Origin of the sequence: Castellaniella sp., from assembly GCF_034674885.1 — a bacterium.
Classification (GTDB): Bacteria; Pseudomonadota; Gammaproteobacteria; order Burkholderiales; family Burkholderiaceae_B; genus Castellaniella.
In genome coordinates this window covers 219,925-237,829 of record NZ_JAUCDS010000002.1, presented here as the reverse complement: position 1 = coordinate 237,829, position 17,905 = coordinate 219,925, and the positions used below count along the sequence as shown (strand labels likewise).

Annotated in this window: 20 protein-coding genes and 1 pseudogene; 5 read left to right on the top strand and 16 right to left on the bottom strand. The window is 63.1% G+C overall.

Features of this window, described 5'->3' with window-relative positions:
• The 3 genes from ehuC (at position 1) to ehuA (ending at position 2,255) form a co-directional block, all read left to right on the top strand.
• Positions 1–672 (top strand): ectoine/hydroxyectoine ABC transporter permease subunit EhuC, encoded by a 672-nt coding sequence (gene ehuC, locus VDP74_RS02800; protein WP_322998096.1) that lies wholly within the window; start codon positions 1–3, stop codon positions 670–672.
• Between the two features lie 2 nt (positions 673–674).
• A complete protein-coding gene (gene ehuD, locus VDP74_RS02795; RefSeq protein ID WP_322998095.1) occupies positions 675–1,370 on the top strand; it encodes an ectoine/hydroxyectoine ABC transporter permease subunit EhuD in 696 nt (231 codons plus the stop codon).
• Positions 1,371–1,487: 117 nt separating this feature from the next.
• Entirely contained in the window at positions 1,488–2,255 is a 768-nt protein-coding gene (gene ehuA, locus VDP74_RS02790; RefSeq protein ID WP_322998154.1) for an ectoine/hydroxyectoine ABC transporter ATP-binding protein EhuA, read from the top strand.
• An 11-nt stretch (positions 2,256–2,266) separates the two neighbouring features.
• On the opposite strand, the gene thpD is transcribed toward ehuA, so the two are convergent.
• The 6 genes and pseudogenes from thpD to nirK form a co-directional block, all read right to left on the bottom strand.
• Complete coding sequence (gene thpD, locus VDP74_RS02785; RefSeq protein ID WP_322998094.1) at positions 2,267–3,169, bottom strand: ectoine hydroxylase; 903 nt, start codon at positions 3,167–3,169, stop codon at positions 2,267–2,269.
• Between the two features lie 143 nt (positions 3,170–3,312).
• Positions 3,313–3,696 (bottom strand): annotated as a pseudogene (locus VDP74_RS02780) (ectoine synthase); the annotation flags it as partial.
• Entirely contained in the window at positions 3,696–5,000 is a 1,305-nt protein-coding gene (ectB, locus tag VDP74_RS02775) for a diaminobutyrate--2-oxoglutarate transaminase (protein ID WP_322998092.1), read from the bottom strand. The gene ectB and the pseudogene VDP74_RS02780, both read right to left, overlap by 1 nt.
• Before the next feature lie 39 nt (positions 5,001–5,039).
• Positions 5,040–5,588, bottom strand: coding sequence for a diaminobutyrate acetyltransferase (gene ectA, locus VDP74_RS02770; RefSeq protein ID WP_416232920.1), 549 nt, complete (start codon positions 5,586–5,588; stop codon positions 5,040–5,042).
• Positions 5,570–6,106 carry a MarR family transcriptional regulator gene (locus VDP74_RS02765; protein ID WP_322998091.1) on the bottom strand — a complete coding sequence of 179 codons (537 nt, stop codon included), beginning with the start codon at positions 6,104–6,106 and terminating at the stop codon, positions 5,570–5,572. The genes ectA and VDP74_RS02765 overlap by 19 nt, the downstream gene beginning before the upstream one ends.
• A gap of 156 nt (positions 6,107–6,262) precedes the next feature.
• Positions 6,263–7,666: a copper-containing nitrite reductase gene (gene nirK, locus VDP74_RS02760; RefSeq protein WP_322998090.1), complete on the bottom strand. Its 1,404-nt coding sequence runs from the start codon at positions 7,664–7,666 to the stop codon at positions 6,263–6,265.
• A gap of 351 nt (positions 7,667–8,017) precedes the next feature.
• Between nirK and VDP74_RS02755 the strand changes: the two genes are divergently transcribed.
• The gene (locus VDP74_RS02755; RefSeq protein ID WP_322998089.1) at positions 8,018–8,695 is read left to right on the top strand and encodes a helix-turn-helix domain-containing protein; all 678 of its coding nucleotides are present in this window, start codon (positions 8,018–8,020) and stop codon (positions 8,693–8,695) included.
• Between the two features lie 4 nt (positions 8,696–8,699).
• Here the strand turns inward: VDP74_RS02755 and VDP74_RS02750 are convergent, their stop codons facing one another.
• The 10 genes from VDP74_RS02750 to aceA all read right to left on the bottom strand — a co-directional run bounded on the left by VDP74_RS02750 (position 8,700) and on the right by aceA (position 16,741).
• Positions 8,700–8,951: a hypothetical protein gene (locus VDP74_RS02750; RefSeq protein WP_322998088.1), complete on the bottom strand. Its 252-nt coding sequence runs from the start codon at positions 8,949–8,951 to the stop codon at positions 8,700–8,702.
• Positions 8,952–8,978: 27 nt separating this feature from the next.
• The gene (locus tag VDP74_RS02745; RefSeq protein WP_322998087.1) at positions 8,979–9,197 is read right to left on the bottom strand and encodes a FixH family protein; all 219 of its coding nucleotides are present in this window, start codon (positions 9,195–9,197) and stop codon (positions 8,979–8,981) included.
• 13 nt (positions 9,198–9,210) lie between these two features.
• Positions 9,211–10,716, bottom strand: coding sequence for a cytochrome c oxidase accessory protein CcoG (ccoG, locus tag VDP74_RS02740; protein ID WP_322998086.1), 1,506 nt, complete (start codon positions 10,714–10,716; stop codon positions 9,211–9,213).
• 18 nt (positions 10,717–10,734) lie between these two features.
• Positions 10,735–11,637 carry a cytochrome-c oxidase, cbb3-type subunit III gene (gene ccoP / locus VDP74_RS02735; RefSeq protein ID WP_322998085.1) on the bottom strand — a complete coding sequence of 301 codons (903 nt, stop codon included), beginning with the start codon at positions 11,635–11,637 and terminating at the stop codon, positions 10,735–10,737.
• Complete coding sequence (locus tag VDP74_RS02730; protein WP_322998084.1) at positions 11,630–11,806, bottom strand: CcoQ/FixQ family Cbb3-type cytochrome c oxidase assembly chaperone; 177 nt, start codon at positions 11,804–11,806, stop codon at positions 11,630–11,632. Before VDP74_RS02730 ends, ccoP begins: the two co-directional genes overlap by 8 nt.
• 1 nt (position 11,807) lies before the next feature.
• Positions 11,808–12,464: a cytochrome-c oxidase, cbb3-type subunit II gene (ccoO, locus tag VDP74_RS02725; protein ID WP_322998083.1), complete on the bottom strand. Its 657-nt coding sequence runs from the start codon at positions 12,462–12,464 to the stop codon at positions 11,808–11,810.
• A 10-nt stretch (positions 12,465–12,474) separates the two neighbouring features.
• Complete coding sequence (gene ccoN / locus VDP74_RS02720) at positions 12,475–13,956, bottom strand: cytochrome-c oxidase, cbb3-type subunit I (protein ID WP_322998082.1); 1,482 nt, start codon at positions 13,954–13,956, stop codon at positions 12,475–12,477.
• Positions 13,957–14,043: 87 nt separating this feature from the next.
• Entirely contained in the window at positions 14,044–14,205 is a 162-nt protein-coding gene (gene ccoS / locus VDP74_RS02715; RefSeq protein ID WP_322998081.1) for a cbb3-type cytochrome oxidase assembly protein CcoS, read from the bottom strand.
• Positions 14,206–14,213: 8 nt separating this feature from the next.
• Entirely contained in the window at positions 14,214–15,176 is a 963-nt protein-coding gene (locus VDP74_RS02710; RefSeq protein ID WP_322998080.1) for a hypothetical protein, read from the bottom strand.
• Between the two features lie 242 nt (positions 15,177–15,418).
• Positions 15,419–16,741 carry an isocitrate lyase gene (gene aceA, locus VDP74_RS02705; RefSeq protein ID WP_322998079.1) on the bottom strand — a complete coding sequence of 441 codons (1,323 nt, stop codon included), beginning with the start codon at positions 16,739–16,741 and terminating at the stop codon, positions 15,419–15,421.
• A 301-nt stretch (positions 16,742–17,042) separates the two neighbouring features.
• Between aceA and queF the strand changes: the two genes are divergently transcribed.
• The gene (queF, locus tag VDP74_RS02700) at positions 17,043–17,873 is read left to right on the top strand and encodes an NADPH-dependent 7-cyano-7-deazaguanine reductase QueF (RefSeq protein WP_322998078.1); all 831 of its coding nucleotides are present in this window, start codon (positions 17,043–17,045) and stop codon (positions 17,871–17,873) included.
• Positions 17,874–17,905: the final 32 nt, after the last annotated feature.

The following is a 17,905-nucleotide window of genomic DNA, read 5'->3' as shown; positions in this document are numbered from 1 at the left end:
ATGGATTGGCTCGCCTATTTGCCTCCCCTGATGGTGGGGGCCAGGGTCACGATCGAACTGACCCTGTACTCCACCATCCTGGGGGGGGTTTTCTCCTTTCTGTTCGGCATCGGGCGCCTGTCGCGCAGCCTGCCGTGGCGCTGGGCCTCCATCGCCCTGATCGAGATCTTTCGCGGCACGTCCCTGCTGGTGCAATTGTTCTGGTTGTTCTTCGCCCTGCCCGTCCTGGGCCAGGCCCTGGGCATCGACCTGCGCCTGCCTCCGGTCGTGGCCGGCACCCTGGCGCTGAGCCTGAACATCGGTGCCTACGGGGCCGAAATCGTGCGCGGCGCCATCCAGGCAGTGCCGCACAACCAGTACGAAGCCGCCAAAGCCCTGGATTTCACGCCCCGGCAGACCCTGTGGCGCATCGCCCTGCCCCAGGCCGTTCCGGAAATGCTGCCCAGCTTCAGCAATCTGGCCGTGCAGAATCTGAAGGACACGGCGCTGGTGTCGCTGATCGGCCTGGGCGACATGGCTTTCCAGGCTGAACGCATCCGCAATTTCACCCAGGACAGCGTGTCCGTCTATACCTTGCTGCTGCTGATGTATTTCGGCATGGCGCTGGTGCTGGCGGGCCTCATGCGCGTCCTGGAAACCCGTGTCGGCCGCTGGCGCAGCCGGAGGACCTGATCATGCTCTTCGGGATCGAATGGAACACCGCCAACGACTGGGTCTTTGCCTGGTCCATCCTGCCCATCCTGCTGCGCGGCCTGGTCGTGACGATCGAAGCCACGCTGCTGGGCTTCGTGGTGGGAGCAGTGCTGGGCCTGGTCCTGGCCGCGCTGAAGAGCGCCCGCCTGCGCGTGATCGCCTGGCCGGCGCGCCTGCTGACGGAATTCCTGCGCGACACCCCGCTGCTGGTACAGCTGTTCTTCCTGTACTACGTGTTGCCTGAATACGGCCTGGTGCTGCCGGCCTTCCTGACGGGTGCCCTGGCGCTGGGCGTGCAGTACAGCGCCTATATGTCGGAAGTCTACCGCGCGGGCCTGGAATCGATCACCCACGGCCAGACCGAGGCCGCCCGCGCCCTGGACATTTCCCCGCTGCGCACCTTCGGCGTCATCATCCTGCCGCAGGCCATCCCGCGCATCATTCCGGCCCTGGGCAACTACCTGGTCTCCATCATGAAGGACGTGCCTGTCCTGTCCGTTGTGTCCATCCTGGAAATGCTGAACGTGGCCCGCATCATCGGCGACCGCAGCTTCAACTACATGGTGCCGCTGACCATGGTGGGCGCGCTCTACCTGATTCTCACCCTGATCGCCTCGGCCGGTGTGCGCTACCTGGACGAACACCTGCCCAAGCGCGGCATCCCCCTGCGCGGTTGAACACGCGCCCGGCCTGCCACCCACATGCCTCAGGAGCCACTCTTGACGAACACATCTCCTCCCTTCGACGCGCCGGCCGACTCCGCCGCCTCCGACCCTGCCTCGCCGATCATCGTGATGGACAAGGTCGTCAAGCGCTTCGGCGACGCCATGGTCCTGAACGAACTGGATTTCCAGGTCGCCAAGGGTGAAAAGGTCACCATCATCGGCCCGTCGGGATCCGGCAAGTCGACCGTGCTGCGCATCCTGATGACGCTGGAAAAAATCGACGGCGGCCTGATCCACGTGGCCGGCAAGCCCCTGTGGCACGAATACCGCGAGGGTCATCCCGTGCCCGCCAGCGAGGCCCACCTGCGCACGATGCGCAAGGAAATGGGCATGGTGTTCCAGCAGTTCAACCTGTTCCCGCACATGACGGTACTGCGCAACATCACCGAATCCCCCATCCACGTCCTGGGACTGTCGCGCGATCAGGCCCGCAAGCGGGCCTACGAATACCTGGACCTGGTCGGCATGACCGACCACGCGGAGAAATTCCCCAGCCAGCTGTCCGGCGGCCAGCAGCAGCGCGTAGCCATCGCCCGGGCTCTGGCCACGCGCCCCAACATCATGCTGTTCGACGAGCCGACCTCCGCGCTGGACCCGGAGCTGGTGGGCGAAGTGCTGAACGTGATCCGGCGCCTGTCGGAAGAACACGACCTGACCATGCTGCTGGTGACGCACGAGATGGAGTTTGCCCGTCAGATTTCCGACCGGGTCTGTTTCTTCGACAAGGGCGTGGTGGTGGAACAGGCGCCCCCCGAGGATATGTTCACCCATCCCCAGGAGGAACGCACCCGGGATTTCCTGAAAAGCTTTCTGGAAATCCGGCAGGGGGGCAACTAACCCCCCCTGGCCTAGGCGGCCACCGCCAACGGCGCCAGCGCAGCCGGGTCACGACGGGCCGCGATGTGTTCCGGCCGGGGGGCCATGCCGTGGAATGGCGCCACCAGCCGATTGTCCACGCTGTTGTAGACCATGAACACGTTGCTGCGCGGCCAGGGCGAGAGATTGCCGCCCGAACCATGCAGGGTGTTGCAATCGAAAAATACCACCGAGCCCGCCGGCGCAGTGACCGAACGCAAGCCGCCTTGTTCGGCCAGCAGGCGCAGGCTGACGGGGTCCGGCACGCCGACTTCCTGGCGGCGCAGGGAAGTCCTGTAGTTGTCCTCGGGCGTCTCCCCCACGCAGGCCACGAACTGCCGATGCGAGCCCGGAATCAGCATCAAGGGCCCGTTGAACGGCGTGTTGTCCGTCAGCAGCACGGAACAACTGAGCGCCCGCATGGCCGGCATGCCGTCTTCGACGTGCCAGGTCTCGAAATCCGAATGCCAATAGAATTCCTTGCCATCCAGCGCGGGCTTCATATTGATCCGTGACTGATGGATATAGACCTCGGATCCCAGGATCTGGCGGGCCACATCCAGCAGGCGCGGATCGCGCGGCAGATCCGCCAGGCGCTCGCCCAGCTCGTGCACCCGGAAGATCGACCGCAAGGCGGTGCTGCCCGGCTCGCGGATGACTTCCTCGCCTTCGCGCACGGCGGGGTCGTGTTCCAGTGCTGTGGCTTCTGCGCGCAGGGCACCGATCTCGGCCTCGTCGAAGACACCCTGCAGAATCAGGAAACCGTCCTGCTCATAGGCCTGCAACTGCGCCGGTTCCAGCGCCTGGGCATAGCGCCCGTCTTCATAGACGACGGGATCGCACCGCGCAATCAGCGCCGCAGCGCGGCCGGTGCGGGATACATAACAATCCTTCATCGTTGGAATCTCCTTCAAAAATTCGCCAGGCTAGGCGCCGCAGGGACCGGTCCCAAGCCGCTTCAGCTCTCCACCTCGTCGCTTGCAAGCGACTCGGATTCGACAGGCTGGGAATGGTCCGCAGGGACCATTCCCAGTCCAGTCTCATCCAGCGGGTAGGCACCGGACGCGTCATGCACCTCGCGGCCCGTCAGGGGCGGGTTGAAGACGCAGATCACCCGCAACGGTTTGATGCCGCCACGCAACCAGTGCTCGTCGTGCTGATCCAGCGCATACACCACCCCCGGCCCCAATGCGTACTTCCGGCCGTCGGCAATGGTTTCGATCTCGCCGTCGCCCTCGATGCACCACACGGCCTCCAGGTGGTTCTGATAATGGATGTGGGTTTCCGTTCCCGGGAAAATGATGGTCTCGTGGAAAGAAAACCCCATCTTGTCGTCGGCCAGCAGCACGCGGCGGCTGGTCCAGTTGTCGGTGACGATCTCCTGGTCTGTGCCGATCACCTCATTGACATGACGTACGATCATCAATGACCTCCTGCCACTTTCAGCACACGGGGCTGCCGGCCCAACGATGCCAGGACTTCATTGGCGCTGCGTTCGACCACTTCCAGCCCCTGTTCCAGCAGTTCATACGGAATCGTCAGGGCCGGCAGGACCTTCAATACCTCGTCATGGGCGCCAGAGGTCTCGATGACCACGCCCTGCTCGAATGCGCGCCGCGCAATCCGATTGGCCAGGTCGTCGCCCACGGGAGTCACCAGGCCCTGGATCAATCCGCGCCCGCGCACGCCCAGCCCCGCGCCCCGGCAGCTATGCGCCAGATTTTCCAGCCAATCACGCACCAGGCTTTCCTTGGCGGCGACGCTGGCCGACAGGGCGTCGTCGGACCAATAGGTTTCCATCGCCTGGGCGGCCGTGACGAAGGCCAGATTATTGCCCCGGAACGTGCCGCTATGCGCGCCCGGTTCCCAGATGTCCAGTTCGGGCTTGAACAGCACCAGCGACATGGGCAGTCCGAAGCCGGACAGGGACTTCGACAGCGTGACGATGTCGGGCGAAATGCCGGCCGTCTCGAAGCTGAAGAAACTGCCCGTACGCCCGCAGCCCACCTGGATGTCGTCGACGATCAGCAGCATGTCGTGCCGCCGGCACAATCGTTCCAGTTCCCGCAGCCAGCGCTGGGATGCCACGTTGACGCCGCCCTCCCCCTGGACAGTTTCCACGATCACGGCGGCAGGATGGTCCAGGCCGCTGCTGGGATCGTCGAGCATGCGTTCCAGGTACGCCATGGTGTTGACGTCCGGCCCGAAATAGCCATCAAACGGCATGAAGCTGGTATTGCCCAGGGCCATGCCGGCGGCCTTGCGAAACTTCTGATTGGCCGTCGCAGCCAGGGATCCACCCGACACCCCATGAAAACCATGGGTGAAGGAAATGACGTTCTGCCGACCCTTGATCTGGCGCGCCAGCTTCAAGGCCGCCTCGACCGCGTTGGTGCCGGTCGGGCCCGTGAACTGCAGGGTGTATTCCAGGCCGCGCGGCTTCAGAATCAATCTGTCCACGGTCTGCAGGAAGTACTTCTTTGCGCTGGTGGCCATGTCCAGGCCGTGCACCACGCCGTCGGACGACAGGTAATCCACCATCCGGTTCCGCAGGACAGGATTGTTGTGACCGTAATTCAGGGTGCCCGCGCCGCTGAAAAAATCGATATAGCGCTGTCCCGCCTCATCGAAAAGCTCCGACCCCCTCGCTTTGGCGAATATCACCGGAAACGACCGGACGTAGCCCCTGACTTCCGACTCCATCCGGTCAAAAATTTTCAAATCCATGGGTTCCTCCTTGTTGACGTTCGAATAGACGACAGCAACTCATTTCACTGCCGACAAGGAAAGCGGGCCGATACGCAGAAGCGGTTCCGCTTCATGGTCACGCGCGTCGATCCCGAACAGCGCTGCCTCGAACAGCGCCGACTCGTGCATGGAAGCACCCATCTGGTCCGCCAGACGGGCAAACAACCGCCGGGACGCCTGATTGCCAGGCCCCACAGTGGTTTCCACCCAGCGGACCGGGCGCATCCCGAAGCGCCGCAGCAATTGCCGCAACATCCGCAGGCCCAGGCCCAGGCCTCGTGCACGAGGATGAACAGCCACCTGCCAGACGAACAGCACGTCGTCGCGCGCAGGCGGCAGATACGCCGACACCATGCCCAGGACGCCACGGTCGTCCTCGGCCACGATGCAGGTTTGGGAAAAATGTTCCGTCAGCAGCAGATAGAGATAGACGGAGTTGAGATCCAGCGGCGGGCAGTGCGCCACCAGGGAATGCAGTGCGGGTCCATCGGCCCTGCGGGGCGGGCGCAACCGGACTGGTAGCGCATCGCCTGGGTCGGACCCTTGAATCAAACCACCAACCCGGATTCGGGCGCCACCCCGGTGATCGGCACATCCAGCATGGGCGACTGCGGATCGGCCACAGGCGCCAGACCCGTATCGGATTCGATCAGATCGACGACGCGCTCCAGCGACAGCGTGATGGTGGCCTGCTCGAGTTCGGGCAGCGCCTTGAGCGAATCGGCCAGCTTCTGCTGCAGCGGCGAAGGCGTGTCATGCGCCAATTGCCGGCCGGCGTCGGTCGCGCTGACGAAGACGATGCGGCGGTCTGCCCGCCCCCGCTCGCGGACGATCAGGCCCTTGTCTTCCAGGCGATCCAGGATACCGACCACCGTGCTGGCACTGACATGGACTTCACGGCTGATGGCCGTAGCCGTCATCGGCCCCTTGTCGATCACGGTGCGCAGGCAGACGAGCTGCGGACCTGTGATGTGGCTGCAAGCCGACAGCTGCCGGGAATGCAGGGCGACGGCGCGAGTGATCCGCCGCAACGCCCGCAAGATACGCAGGTCGTAAGCCTGCTGCGCATCCACTTTGGTATCCATGTTGATTCAAGGTCCTCAAAAATTAATTTCAATTGAAATGATAAGCCTATGAACTATATCGGTCAAGATCTTTCCCGCCCGCACCAAGACTCCAACGAACAAGCCCCCGCAGGAACGCTACGGGGGCTTGTGCACAACAGACGGACCAGAGGTGGATCAGTGCCCGGAATTCGGGTCGATGGCCTCGTCGCTGTGGAAGATCGTGTGGTCCGCCTTGCCCTTCACGGTCAGGAAACCGGCCACGCCTTTTTCCACTCGGGACAGGGCGTGGTCCACCAGCAGGTAGCGGCCCGGATAATCGGTCTTGAATTCCACCATCGTCGCGCCGCCGGGCGGCACCAGCGTGGTCTGCACATCGGTCAGCGGCTTGCTAGTCAGGGAGGCCTGGTCGTAGACCTTGTCGAAGACCTCGCCGATGATGTGGAAGCTGGACGTCAGGTTCGGCCCGCCCACACCAAAGAAGATACGCACCGTGTCGCCGACATTGGAGGTCATGTTGTAGACCTTGGTCAGTGCGTCCATGGAACCGTTGAACATGACGTGCTCGGGATTTTCCGCCAGCAGTTTCTCCAGGGAGAATTCCTGCAGCCCGCTGGCCCCATGCGCCTGGGCCGTATAGAGTTCGCCCTGCATGACATAGAACTCATGGTCGACCTTGGACAGGCCGCCTTCGGGTTCCACCAGAATCATGCCGTACATGCCGTTGGTGATGTGCTGGGCCACCATGGGGGTGGCGCAGTGATAGACGAACAGCCCGACGTGATTGGCCTTGAAGGTAAAGGCTTTCGTCTGCCCCGGCGCCACCTGGGTGACAGCCGCGCCACCGCCGGGCCCGGTCACCGCATGCAGGTCGATCGAGTGGATGTGGGTGCTGTCCTTGGCGTTGGTGATGTTCATCGTCACCGTATCGCCGACCCGAACGCGAACGAACGGACCCGGGACCTTGTTGTTGAAGGTCCAGAAACGATAGGTGCTGTTGTCGCCCAGGCGGCCTTCGACTTCCGTGGTCAGCAGGTCGACCGTGACCTTCTGTGGGCCGCGTTTGCCTACCGGCGTGCCGACCTGGGTGGGATCATGCGCGATCTGCGGCGCCTGCGTGACGACTTCGTCGGACGGTTCGCCCACGATGATCCGCCCCACCATGCCGGCCGCCTTGTGGCCCGGCAACGTGCACAGGTATTCGAACGTACCGTTTTTCGTCGCCCGGAACACGATGGCGGTGGCGGCGTTCTTGCCAGAGATCTGATCCGATTTGGCCTTGAACTCCGGCACCGCGATGTCGTGCGTGGCCCCATCGCCGTTTACCAGGTTGATCTGTACCACCGCGCCCTCGGGAACCTTCAGGTCAGGATTGACCTGGCCTTCCATTTCGCCGCGCTCGCCGATGAAGACCAGCTTGCCTTCGGCGATCGAAGTGCGCAACGTGAAGGTGACGTCCGGCTTGTAGGTGACGTCCTGGCTGCCGTGAGAGGCGGCGCCATGTTCTGCCCAGGCCGGGCCGAATCCCAGTCCGGCCGCGATCAGCAGCAGACTGGTCAACAGGTGTCGGATCAATGCCATGGTTCCCTCGATTGTTGTTTGATATCGAAATGTTTGCGTTCTCGACAGTATAGGCATCCCTATCGAGTGCCTCTACTGTATCGCCCCTCAACCCTGTTGAAGACGCGGAATTAGGTGGAAAGCCGACAATTCTCAAGACATCTTCGACGAATTCGACAAAACAATGGTGTAAACCCCAATTATCTCAGCAGAGAACTTATAATCCTGTTCAACGTGTGGGCTTTTCTTTTCGCACTGCTTTCGACAGGTTTTATTTTGCCGGCTGATCCCTCCTTCCCAGGACCGACTTCCAGGACATCCGCGCTTCGGCGCGTCCCAGTGGCCCCCGACTCCACCCGGTGTTCCACCTGTATGCTGAACGCCATCTGCCTGCCACTGGGCATGGCGCGCCAGGATGTCGTCAAAATGGATGAACTCATCAAAGAGCGCATCCGCCTGCCCAAAGGCGGCACGCTGTATCGCCAGGGCGACACGGCAGAAGCCATCTACGGCCTGCGCTCGGGATCCATCAAGACCCAGATCGAAGACGCGAGCGGCCAAGTGCAGATCACCGGCTTTTTGCTGCCCGGGGAAATCCTGGGCATGGACGGCCTGATGAATGCCCAGCAGGTCTCACACGCCATCGCCCTCGAAGACACGGAACTCTGCATCATCCGCCTGGATGAAATGGATAAACTGACTCCGCAGTTGCCGACCCTGAATCTGCAGCTGCGCCGCCTCATGAGCAAGGAAATCAACCGCTCGCACCAGCAGCTGCTGGCCCTGGGCAGCCTGAGATCCGAACAGCGCCTGGCGGCTTTCCTGCTGAATCTGTCGCAGCGTCTGCAGGTTCTGGGCTATTCGCCTTACGAATTCATCCTGCGCATGAGCCGCGAGGAAATCGGCAATTTCCTGGGCCTGACGCTGGAAACCGTCAGCCGGCTGTTTTCCCGGTTCGCCCGCGAGGGCCTGATCCGGGTCCAGCAGCGCGAAGTCCATCTCCTGGACATCACCAGTCTGCAGGAACTGTCGGGCGCGGACTGCGGCTGAAGGCTCAGTCGATCGGGTCGCCGAATTCATCCAGCACCACGCCCCGGGGGGCGATGCGCAGGGTCAGCGCGCTGGACAGGGCCGCCGTGGCCCAGAACAGAAAGAAGCCCAGGGTATACACCGTCAGGCGGCTGGCCTGGAATCGCCCTGCAAACACCAGATCCAAAGGGTCCACCAGGGCGAATACCAGCCCGCTGGTCACCGCGCCCATCAAAAACGAGGGCCATAAGATCCACATCAGATTGCGTGCCTTCAAAGCCGTTCTCCCGGATTTGGATACTGTTCATTGTCCCGTCTGGGCGGGGGGTGGCGGCGTCACTACCAGCCCCTGGCGCTGTCCGCCGTCCTGGATTTCCTGATCGCCATACGACTGCACGGCCAGCACGATGGTGATGACGCAGCCCACGACGGCCACCGCCGGCCCCAGCAACAGAAACCACGGCCAGCGGTGTCGCCACCAGGGGCGGCCTTCGGACAATTGCTCGTGTGTCACGGATGGCATGATAGCGTCCTGATCAGTGAGGGACATAGAAACTGGACTGCTCCACCACCTGGGTGACCTCGCCCGCCGGGCGGGTGCCGGTGGTTTCGAAACGGATATCGTACAGGCCCGGCTGCAGGCCGCTGGCAGGCGCCTGCAACACGATGGGCACCAGGCGGTTGGACGAGCCTTCGACTCGCACCTGCGTCGTCCCCTGATCGGCCGTCTGCAGGCGCAGGCCGGGCACGCCGGTAGCCGACAGATCCAGATCCACGGGCTCTTCCGCCGAGTTGATGATCTGCAGCCGATAGACGTTTTCGATCTGGCCGCCGGCGACCTCCCGGCCCAGCGCCCCACGATCGCGGATCACGTCCACGCGCAAGGTCGTGCGCGTGGCCAGGGAAAAGACGAAGCCTACGGCGATCGCCCCCAGCAGCGCCGAGTACGCCAGCACGCGCGGACGCAGCATGCGGCGGCGCACCTGCGGCTGCGTCAGCCGTTCGGTAATGGCATTGCCCGAGGTATAGCGGATCAGCCCGGGCTCGTAGCCCATCTTGTCCATGACGGAGTCGCAGGCATCCACACAGGCGCCACAACCGATGCACATGTACTGCAGGCCATCGCGGATATCGATGCCCGTGGGACAGACCTGCACGCACAGGCTGCAGTCCACGCAATCGCCCATGCCTGCTTCTTTGTGATCGATCTTGCGCGAGCGACCGCCGCGCGGCTCGCCGCGCACGTGATCATAGGTGACGACGAAGGTGTCGTCGTCCACCATGACGCTCTGGAAGCGCGCGTAGGGGCACATGTACTTGCACACCGCTTCGCGCATGAAGCCGGCGTTGCCCCAGGTGGCGAAGGCGTAGAACAGCATCCAGAACCACTGCCAGGGCCCCAGATCGAAGGCCAGCAGATGGGCGCCCAGGTCGCGGATCGGGGCGAAATAGCCGATGAAGGTATAGCCGGTCCACAGCGCCAGCACGATCCACAGGGCGTGCTTGGTGGCCTTCAGGCGCAACTTCCGGGCGTTCCAGGGCTGTTCGTCCAGGCGGATGCGGGCCAGGCGATCGCCTTCGACCCGCGTCTCGATCCACATGAACAGCTCGGTATAGACTGTCTGCGGGCAGGCATAGCCGCAGAACAGCCGCCCGGCCATGGCGGTGAACAGGAACAGGGCAAACGCCGACAGCACCAGCAAGACCGCCAGGTAGATCACATCCTGCGGCCACAGCACCATGCCGAACAGATAGAACTTCCGCGCACCCAGGTCAAAGAGCACGGCCTGCCGGTCGTTCCACTGGAGCCAGGGCAAGCCGTAGAACACGGCCTGGGTCAGGAAGACCATCAGCACCCGGATGCGGGCAAAATGCCCCTGGACCGAACGCGGATAGATCTTGGAACGGACCTCGGCCAGTGCCTTTTCGACCTGCGGGGACGTGCCGCCCCCCGAGCCCTTGCGGATTCTTCGCACGGGCTGCCAGGCCGGGTCGTCGCGCTGCGTTTGCTCGACGGCCTGTGGGGGGGTGTCCTTCTGCATGATGATCTCTGGGTTCTTTTAACGGTTCGATTGCCCCCAGACCCAGCCGGTCAGCAGACGGATCTGCTCGGGGGTCAGATGGGTTTCCTGCGCGGGCATCTGATTGTCGCGGCCATTCAGGATGGTTTCGACGATGGTGGCCTCGGAACTGCCATACAGCCAGACGCCATCGGTCAGATTGGGGGCGCCCACCAGGGGGTTGCCCTTGCCTTCCGCGCCGTGACAGGCCACGCAATACGTGTCGAAGCCGCGCTTGCCCGCATTGACGCGCAGGGGGTCGTGAGCCAGCCCGGAGAACGAACGCACGTACTGGGCGATGGCCGATGCTTCTTCCGGCTTGATCATGGCGCCCCAGGGCGGCATGACGCCGTGGCGTCCCTGGGTGATGGTCGCCTGGATCTGCTCGGGCGAACCGCCCCACAGCCAGTCGTTGTCCGTCAGATTGGGAAAGCCCCGGCTGCCCTTGGCATCCGAGCCGTGGCACTGCGCGCAATTATTCAGGAACAGGCGCTGGCCGATGTCGCGCGCCTGGGCGTCCTGGGCAATGTCCGGAATCGACATCTCGCGGAAGCGCTCATACACGGGCTGGATGCGCTCGTTCAGAGCCGCCTGTTCCTGCAAAACCTGTTTGCCCGCCGTGAAACCCAGCGTGCCCGGATTGCTGCCCAACCCAGGATACAGCACCAGGTAACCCAGCGCGAAGACGCACAGCAACAGGTACATCACCGTCCACCAGCGCGGCACGGGATTGTTCAATTCCGTCAGATCCCCGTCCCAGACGTGGCCGGTGCTTTCCACCGCCTTGACATCGCGTTTGAGCCAGGCGCGTTGGGAAAACAGGAGGTACACGCACCAGACGATACCGCCCAGCGCGATGACGGCAATGTAATAGCTCCAGAAACTGCTGATGAAATCACTCATGGGTCACCCCGGCATTCTTGTCGTTCTGATATTCCTCGGGCAGGGCGAATGGCAGCTGCGCCGCCTGTCGGTTGGCCTCGGCGCGACGCGCCGACCAGGCCCACCAGACGATGCCGGCAAATGTCAGCATCGCCAGCCCCGTCACCAGTCCATTGATCACGGCGAGCATCTCATTGGCCCCCATCTTGCATAGCCTGTTCGGCGGCGGCACGACCACCCACGCCCAAGCCCTGCAGGTAGGCGACCACGGCGTCTTCCTCGGTCTTGCCCTTCAGCGCTTCGGGCGCAGCGGCGATTTCCGCATCGGTGTAGGGCACGCCAAGACGGCGCAGGACCCGCATGCGTTCCTGAACGTCAGCGCCTTCCACCGTGTTTTCCTTCAGCCAGGAGTAGGCCGGCATATTCGATTCCTTGACCACGTCGCGCGGATTGCGCAGGTGGATGCGGTGCCATTCATCGGAATAGCGCTGCCCCACGCGGGCCAGGTCCGGGCCGGTGCGCTTGGAGCCCCACAGGAAGGGATGGTCGTAGACCGATTCCGCCGCGATGGAATACGGGCCATAGCGCTGGACTTCCGACTGCAGCTTGCGGATCTGCTGCGAGTGGCAGCCGACGCAGCCCTCGCGGATGTAGACATCGCGCCCGACCAGGCTCAGGGCTTCGTAGGGCCGGACGCCCTCGACCGCCGTGGTCGTGGAATGCTGGAAGAACAGCGGGATGATCTGCACCAGGCCGGAGAAGGACACCACCAGGATGCTGAAGATGATCAGCAGACCGACGTTGCGTTCCAGCATTTCGTGCGAAAAACGTTTCTTGGTACCAGACATGGTCAACTCCTCAGGCCGATGCCGGCACGGCAATTGCGGGGGCGGCGTGCGCATCCGGGCTGTCCAGCGGCACAGGGGGATTCACCCGCTGCTGGCCGCGCACGGTAAGCCAGGTGTTCCAGGCCATCAGGCACATGCCCGTCAGGAAGAACAGACCGCCGATCACACGAATGAGATAGAAGGGATAGGTGGCCTTCACGGCTTCGACGAAGCTGTAGGTCAGCATGCCGTCGGCGCCCGTGGCGCGCCACATCAGCCCCTGCATGACCCCGGCGATCCACATGGCAGCGATATACAGCACCACGCCCAGCGTAGCCAGCCAGAAATGCAGATTGATCAGGTCCGGGCGAGCCATGCTCTCGCGACCGTAGAGACGCGGGATCAGGTAGTACAGCGAACCGAAGGTGATCATGGCCACCCAGCCCAGGGCGCCGGCGTGCACGTGGCCCACCGTCCAGTCGGTGTAGTGAGACAGGGCGTTGACCGTGCGGATCGACATCATGGACCCTTCGAAGGTCGCCATGCCGTAGAAGGACAGCGCCACCACCAGGAACTTCAGGATCGGGTCGGTGCGCAGTTTGTGCCAGGCGCCCGACACCGTCATGATGCCGTTGATCATGCCGCCCCAGGACGGCGCCAGCAGGATCAGCGAAAACGCCATGCCCAGGGACTGCGTCCAGTCCGGCAAGGACGTATACAGCAGGTGGTGCGGACCGGCCCACATGTAGGTGAAGGCCAGCGCCCAGAAGTGCACGATGGACAGGCGGTAGGAATAGATGGGACGGCCGGCCTGCTTGGGCACGAAGTAATACATCATGCCCAGGAAGCTGGTGGTCAGGAAAAAACCCACCGCATTATGCCCGTACCACCACTGCACCATGGCGTCCTGCACCCCGGCGTAGGCGGAATACGACTTCCACATCGACACCGGCAGTTCCAGGTTGTTGAAGATGTGCAGGATGGCGATGGTCAGGATGTAGGACCCGAAGAACCAGTTCGCCACGTAGATGTGCTTGACGCGGCGCTTGGCGATGGTGCCGAAGAACACGACGGCGTAGGCCACCCAGACCAGCGTGATCAGGATGTCGATGGGCCATTCCAGTTCGGCGTATTCCTTGGTGGACGTATAGCCCAGGGGCAGCGTCACGACGGCGCCCACCAGCACGGCCTGCCAACCCCAGAAGGTGAAGGCAGCCAGCTTGTCGGAGAACAGCCGCACCTGGCAGGTGCGCTGCACCACGTAATAGGACGTGGCGAACAGGGCGCTGCCGCCAAAGGCGAAGATCACCCCATTGGTGTGCAGCGGACGCAGGCGTCCGTAGCTGAGCCACGGCGTGTTGAAATTCAGTTCCGGCCAGATCAGCTGCGATGCGATCAGCACCCCGACGGCCATCCCCACGACGCCCCAGAAAATCGTCGCGATGGTGAACTGCCGGACGACGCCGTAGTTGAAGGTTTCGGCCGGTGTTCCCGTATGCCCGGTCGTGCCCATAAGCGTTCCCCTCAGAACAAGGTTAAGACATTGATTTTTGAAAACCTGAATAATCCCTGAAGCGCCCGAAAACAGCCTTGATATAAATCAATCGGCCCGGGAACACCCGCGATCATCATCTTCCAGGATGGCGTTTGCCGCGTCCCGGGTATCGTCGAACTGACCGGCGAAAATCGCCCACCAGAACGCCACCCCGATCCCCAGAACGAATAACAGCGAAATCGGCAGCAACAAGAAAAGCGCATCCATGGCTGGCCTCAGGCCGGTTCGGCGGCCACGATGCCAGCGGCGGGGCCGGGCGCAACACGGACCAGGCGCCAGGCATTGGCAGCCACCGCCAGCGAGGACACCAGCATGGTGATGGCCGCCAGCCAGGGCTGTACCCAGCCCAATGCCGCCAGCGGCGTCATCAGGACATGCCAGGCCATGGATCCCACCAGATTCTGTCGGGCGATGCGGCGTGTGGCCAGATCGACGAACGACGGCGATTGCCCGTCGGCTCCCTGGCCGCCCGGCTGCCCTGCCCTGTCGCGCAGGATCACCGCCCGGCGGGCCGCCAGCGCGGCCGGCACGGACATGGACAAGGCACAGGGGCAACTCATGACCAGCAGCGCCACCGTCACTGCCAGGGCATGCCCCGGCTGCGTGTGCCACCAGTAGGCGCCCACCAACCCGGCCAGCAGGATCTGCACGCAGACGAACCAGAACGCCAGCCGGTCCGCAAGGCCCAGCAATGCCTCGTCCGCAGCATGATGCGCATCCACGGCCTGGCGGGCGCACAGTTCCAGAAAGCGGGCCGTGAGCAGAAAGGCCACGAACATGGACACAGAATCGAAATAGACCTCGCCCACATCGCGCCATGTGGCGATCACGCTGGGGATAAAGGCGGCCACAATGCCCAGGGCCACCGGCACGTCCATGCCGATCCGGCCCCGGCCCAGGCTGCGCCAGGCGCCCCGCCAGACCGGCCAGGCGCAGTACAGCACCAGCGGCACGCACAGGATCAGGCTGAGCCAGTTCATCAGCACGATGGCCTGTTCCAGCGCCTGCTGCGAATCTGCCGCGCGCGCGTTGTGACGCAGATACCCCGGAAAGGCCAGCATCATGACCTGCATCATGATCAGCCAGGCCAGACCGGTGCGCGCCAACATGTGCCGACGAGAACGGCGCATGGCATCGGTCATGTGCGGCGGAGGCGACAACAAAGATGGAGCGTGCATGGCCGGACTATAGCCAGCCCCGCCAGCCCCGGCCTTGACCCAGATCAATCCATGCAGCGATAGGGCTCAAGGCCTCGCCCGCCGGATGCCCAACAAAAAAGGGAAGGCTCACGCCTTCCCAAAGCACACCACATGGGTGCCCTCTCACCCATCTTGCGGCTTGCAGGCCGCCCGGACTCGCCAGGCTCGCAACAGCCCGCAGGGGCCGTCGCGATTCCGGGCTCACCCAGTTTCCATTCCGATCAGGCGACCTGCGCTGCGGCGGGCGCCTCGTCGAACTGGGCTTCCTCGGTCGAACCGCTGAGCGCGGTCGTCGAGGACTGGCCGCCTTCGATGGTCTGCGTGACGGCGTCGAAGTAGCTGACCCCCACCTCGCGCTGGTGCTTGACGGCGGTGAAGCCCTTGTCGGCTGCGGCGAATTCCTTTTGCTGCAGTTCCACGAATGCGCTCATCTGCGTGCGGGCATAGCCGTGCGCCAGTTCGAACATGCTGTAGTTCAGCGCATGGAAGCCGGCCAGCGTGATGAACTGGAATTTGTAGCCCATGGCGCCCAGTTCGCGCTGGAACTTCGCCACCGTGGCGTCGTCCAGGTTCTTCTTCCAGTTGAAGGACGGCGAGCAGTTGTAGGCCAGCATCTTGCCCGGGAACTGACGGTGGACGGCCTCGGCGAACTTGCGGGCATATTCCAGGTTGGGAGTCGACGTCTCGCACCAGATCAGATCTGCGTACGGGGCGTAGGCCAGGCCGCGCGAAATCGCCTGATCCAGGCCGGCGCGGGTGCGGTAGAAACCTTCCAGCGTGCGCTCGCCCGTCACGAACGGCGCGTCGTTGTCGTCCACGTTGCTGGTCAGCAGGTCGGCGGCTTCGGCATCGGTACGGGCTACCAGCAGCGTGGGCACGTTCAGCACGTCGGCAGCCAGGCGGGCGGATACCAGCTTGGCGACGGCTTCCCGGGTGGGCACCAGCACCTTGCCGCCCATGTGGCCGCATTTCTTCACAGAGGCCAGCTGGTCTTCGAAGTGCACGCCGGCGGCCCCCGCCTCGATCATGGACTTCATCAGCTCGAAGGCATTCAGCACACCGCCGAAACCGGCCTCGGCATCCGCCACGATCGGGGCATAGTAATCGATGTAGCCGTCGTCGCCTGGGTTCTTGCCTTCCATCCATTGGATCTGGTCGCAGCGGGTCAGGGAATTGTTGATGCGCTTGACCACGCTGGGCACGGAATTGGCCGGATACAGCGACTGGTCGGGGTACATTTCACCGGCGATGTTGGCATCGCCCGCCACCTGCCAGCCCGACAGGTAGATGGCCTTCAGGCCGGCCTTGACCTGCTGCATGGCCTGGTTGCCGGTCAGGGCGCCCAGGGCGTTGACGTAATCTTCCGTGTGCAGCAGGTCCCAGAGCTTGTCAGCCCCCCGGCGGGCCAGGGTGTGTTCCACCACCACCGAGCCCCGCAGACGCACGACTTCGTCGGCGCCGTAGCCCCGTTTGATGCCTTGCCAGCGGGGGTCTTCGGCCCAGCTGCGTTGCAGATTGCGCACTTCCGTTTCGCGAGAGGTCATGATGTTGCTCCTGAGTAGGTGAAAACAAGAAACCGTTGAGAAACAGTCTACGCTTATGCTGCACTGCACACATAACTTATATCTTATATAAGATAGAAAATATTATTGTTAATATTCAATATGTTATATATTTCATTCCATGTTATGAAATAAATTTCCCGATCATGAAATGCATACCAATGCAACGCAACACGGATTTTTCACATCCCAAAACCATGTTTTCATCATATGAAATATGGATCGGGCAGGCAGTACAATGAGCCCTGCCGCCGCCCGCCCGACACCGTCATAGAACCACCTCATGCAGCCTTCTTCGCTCGAACACAGCCCGCTGGGCCGGAAATCCACCGGATCCGATCACTACGACCCATCCCTGCTCTTTCCGATTGCCCGCGCCGACACGCGCGCGGGCCTGGATCTGCCCCAGGCGCCGTATGGGTCCGACATCTGGAACGCCTACGAACTGTCCTGGCTGAACGCGAAGGGCCGGCCCGTCGTGGCCATGGGGCGGTTCACGTTTCCCGCCAACAGCCCAGGCCTGATCGAATCGAAATCCTTCAAGCTCTACCTGAACAGCTATAACGAAGAACGCTTCGATTACCCGGAAATCGCGCAGCAGCGCCTGCAGACAGACCTCAGCCGCGCCAGCGGCAAACCGGTCCACGTGGAGATCCTGTCGGTGCGGCCAGCGTTCGAGCTCAGCTGCGCCCCGCTGCGTGGCACCTGCATCGACGACCAGGACATCGACTTCCCGCGTGCGGATGCCCCGACCCCCGACACCCTGGCCCTGTCGCAACCGGCCCCCTTCGTGCGCGAAACCCTGGTGTCGGAACTGATGAAATCCAACTGCCCCGTCACCGGCCAGCCCGACTGGGCCAGCCTGCAGATCCAGTACGCCGGCCCGCGCATCGACCATGCCGGCCTGCTGCGCTACATCGTGTCGTTACGCCATCACGGTGAATTCCATGAACTGTGCGTGGAAAAAATCTACGGGGAAGTCATGACGCGCTGCGCGCCCGAAGAACTGCTGGTGTATGCCCGCTACACGCGGCGCGGTGGTCTGGACATCAACCCCTGGCGGGCCAATTTCCAGCCGAAGGACATCGGCCAGACGCGCACACTGCGGCAGTAGGCAGCACACTGCATCCGGCGTCGGACCGGGGC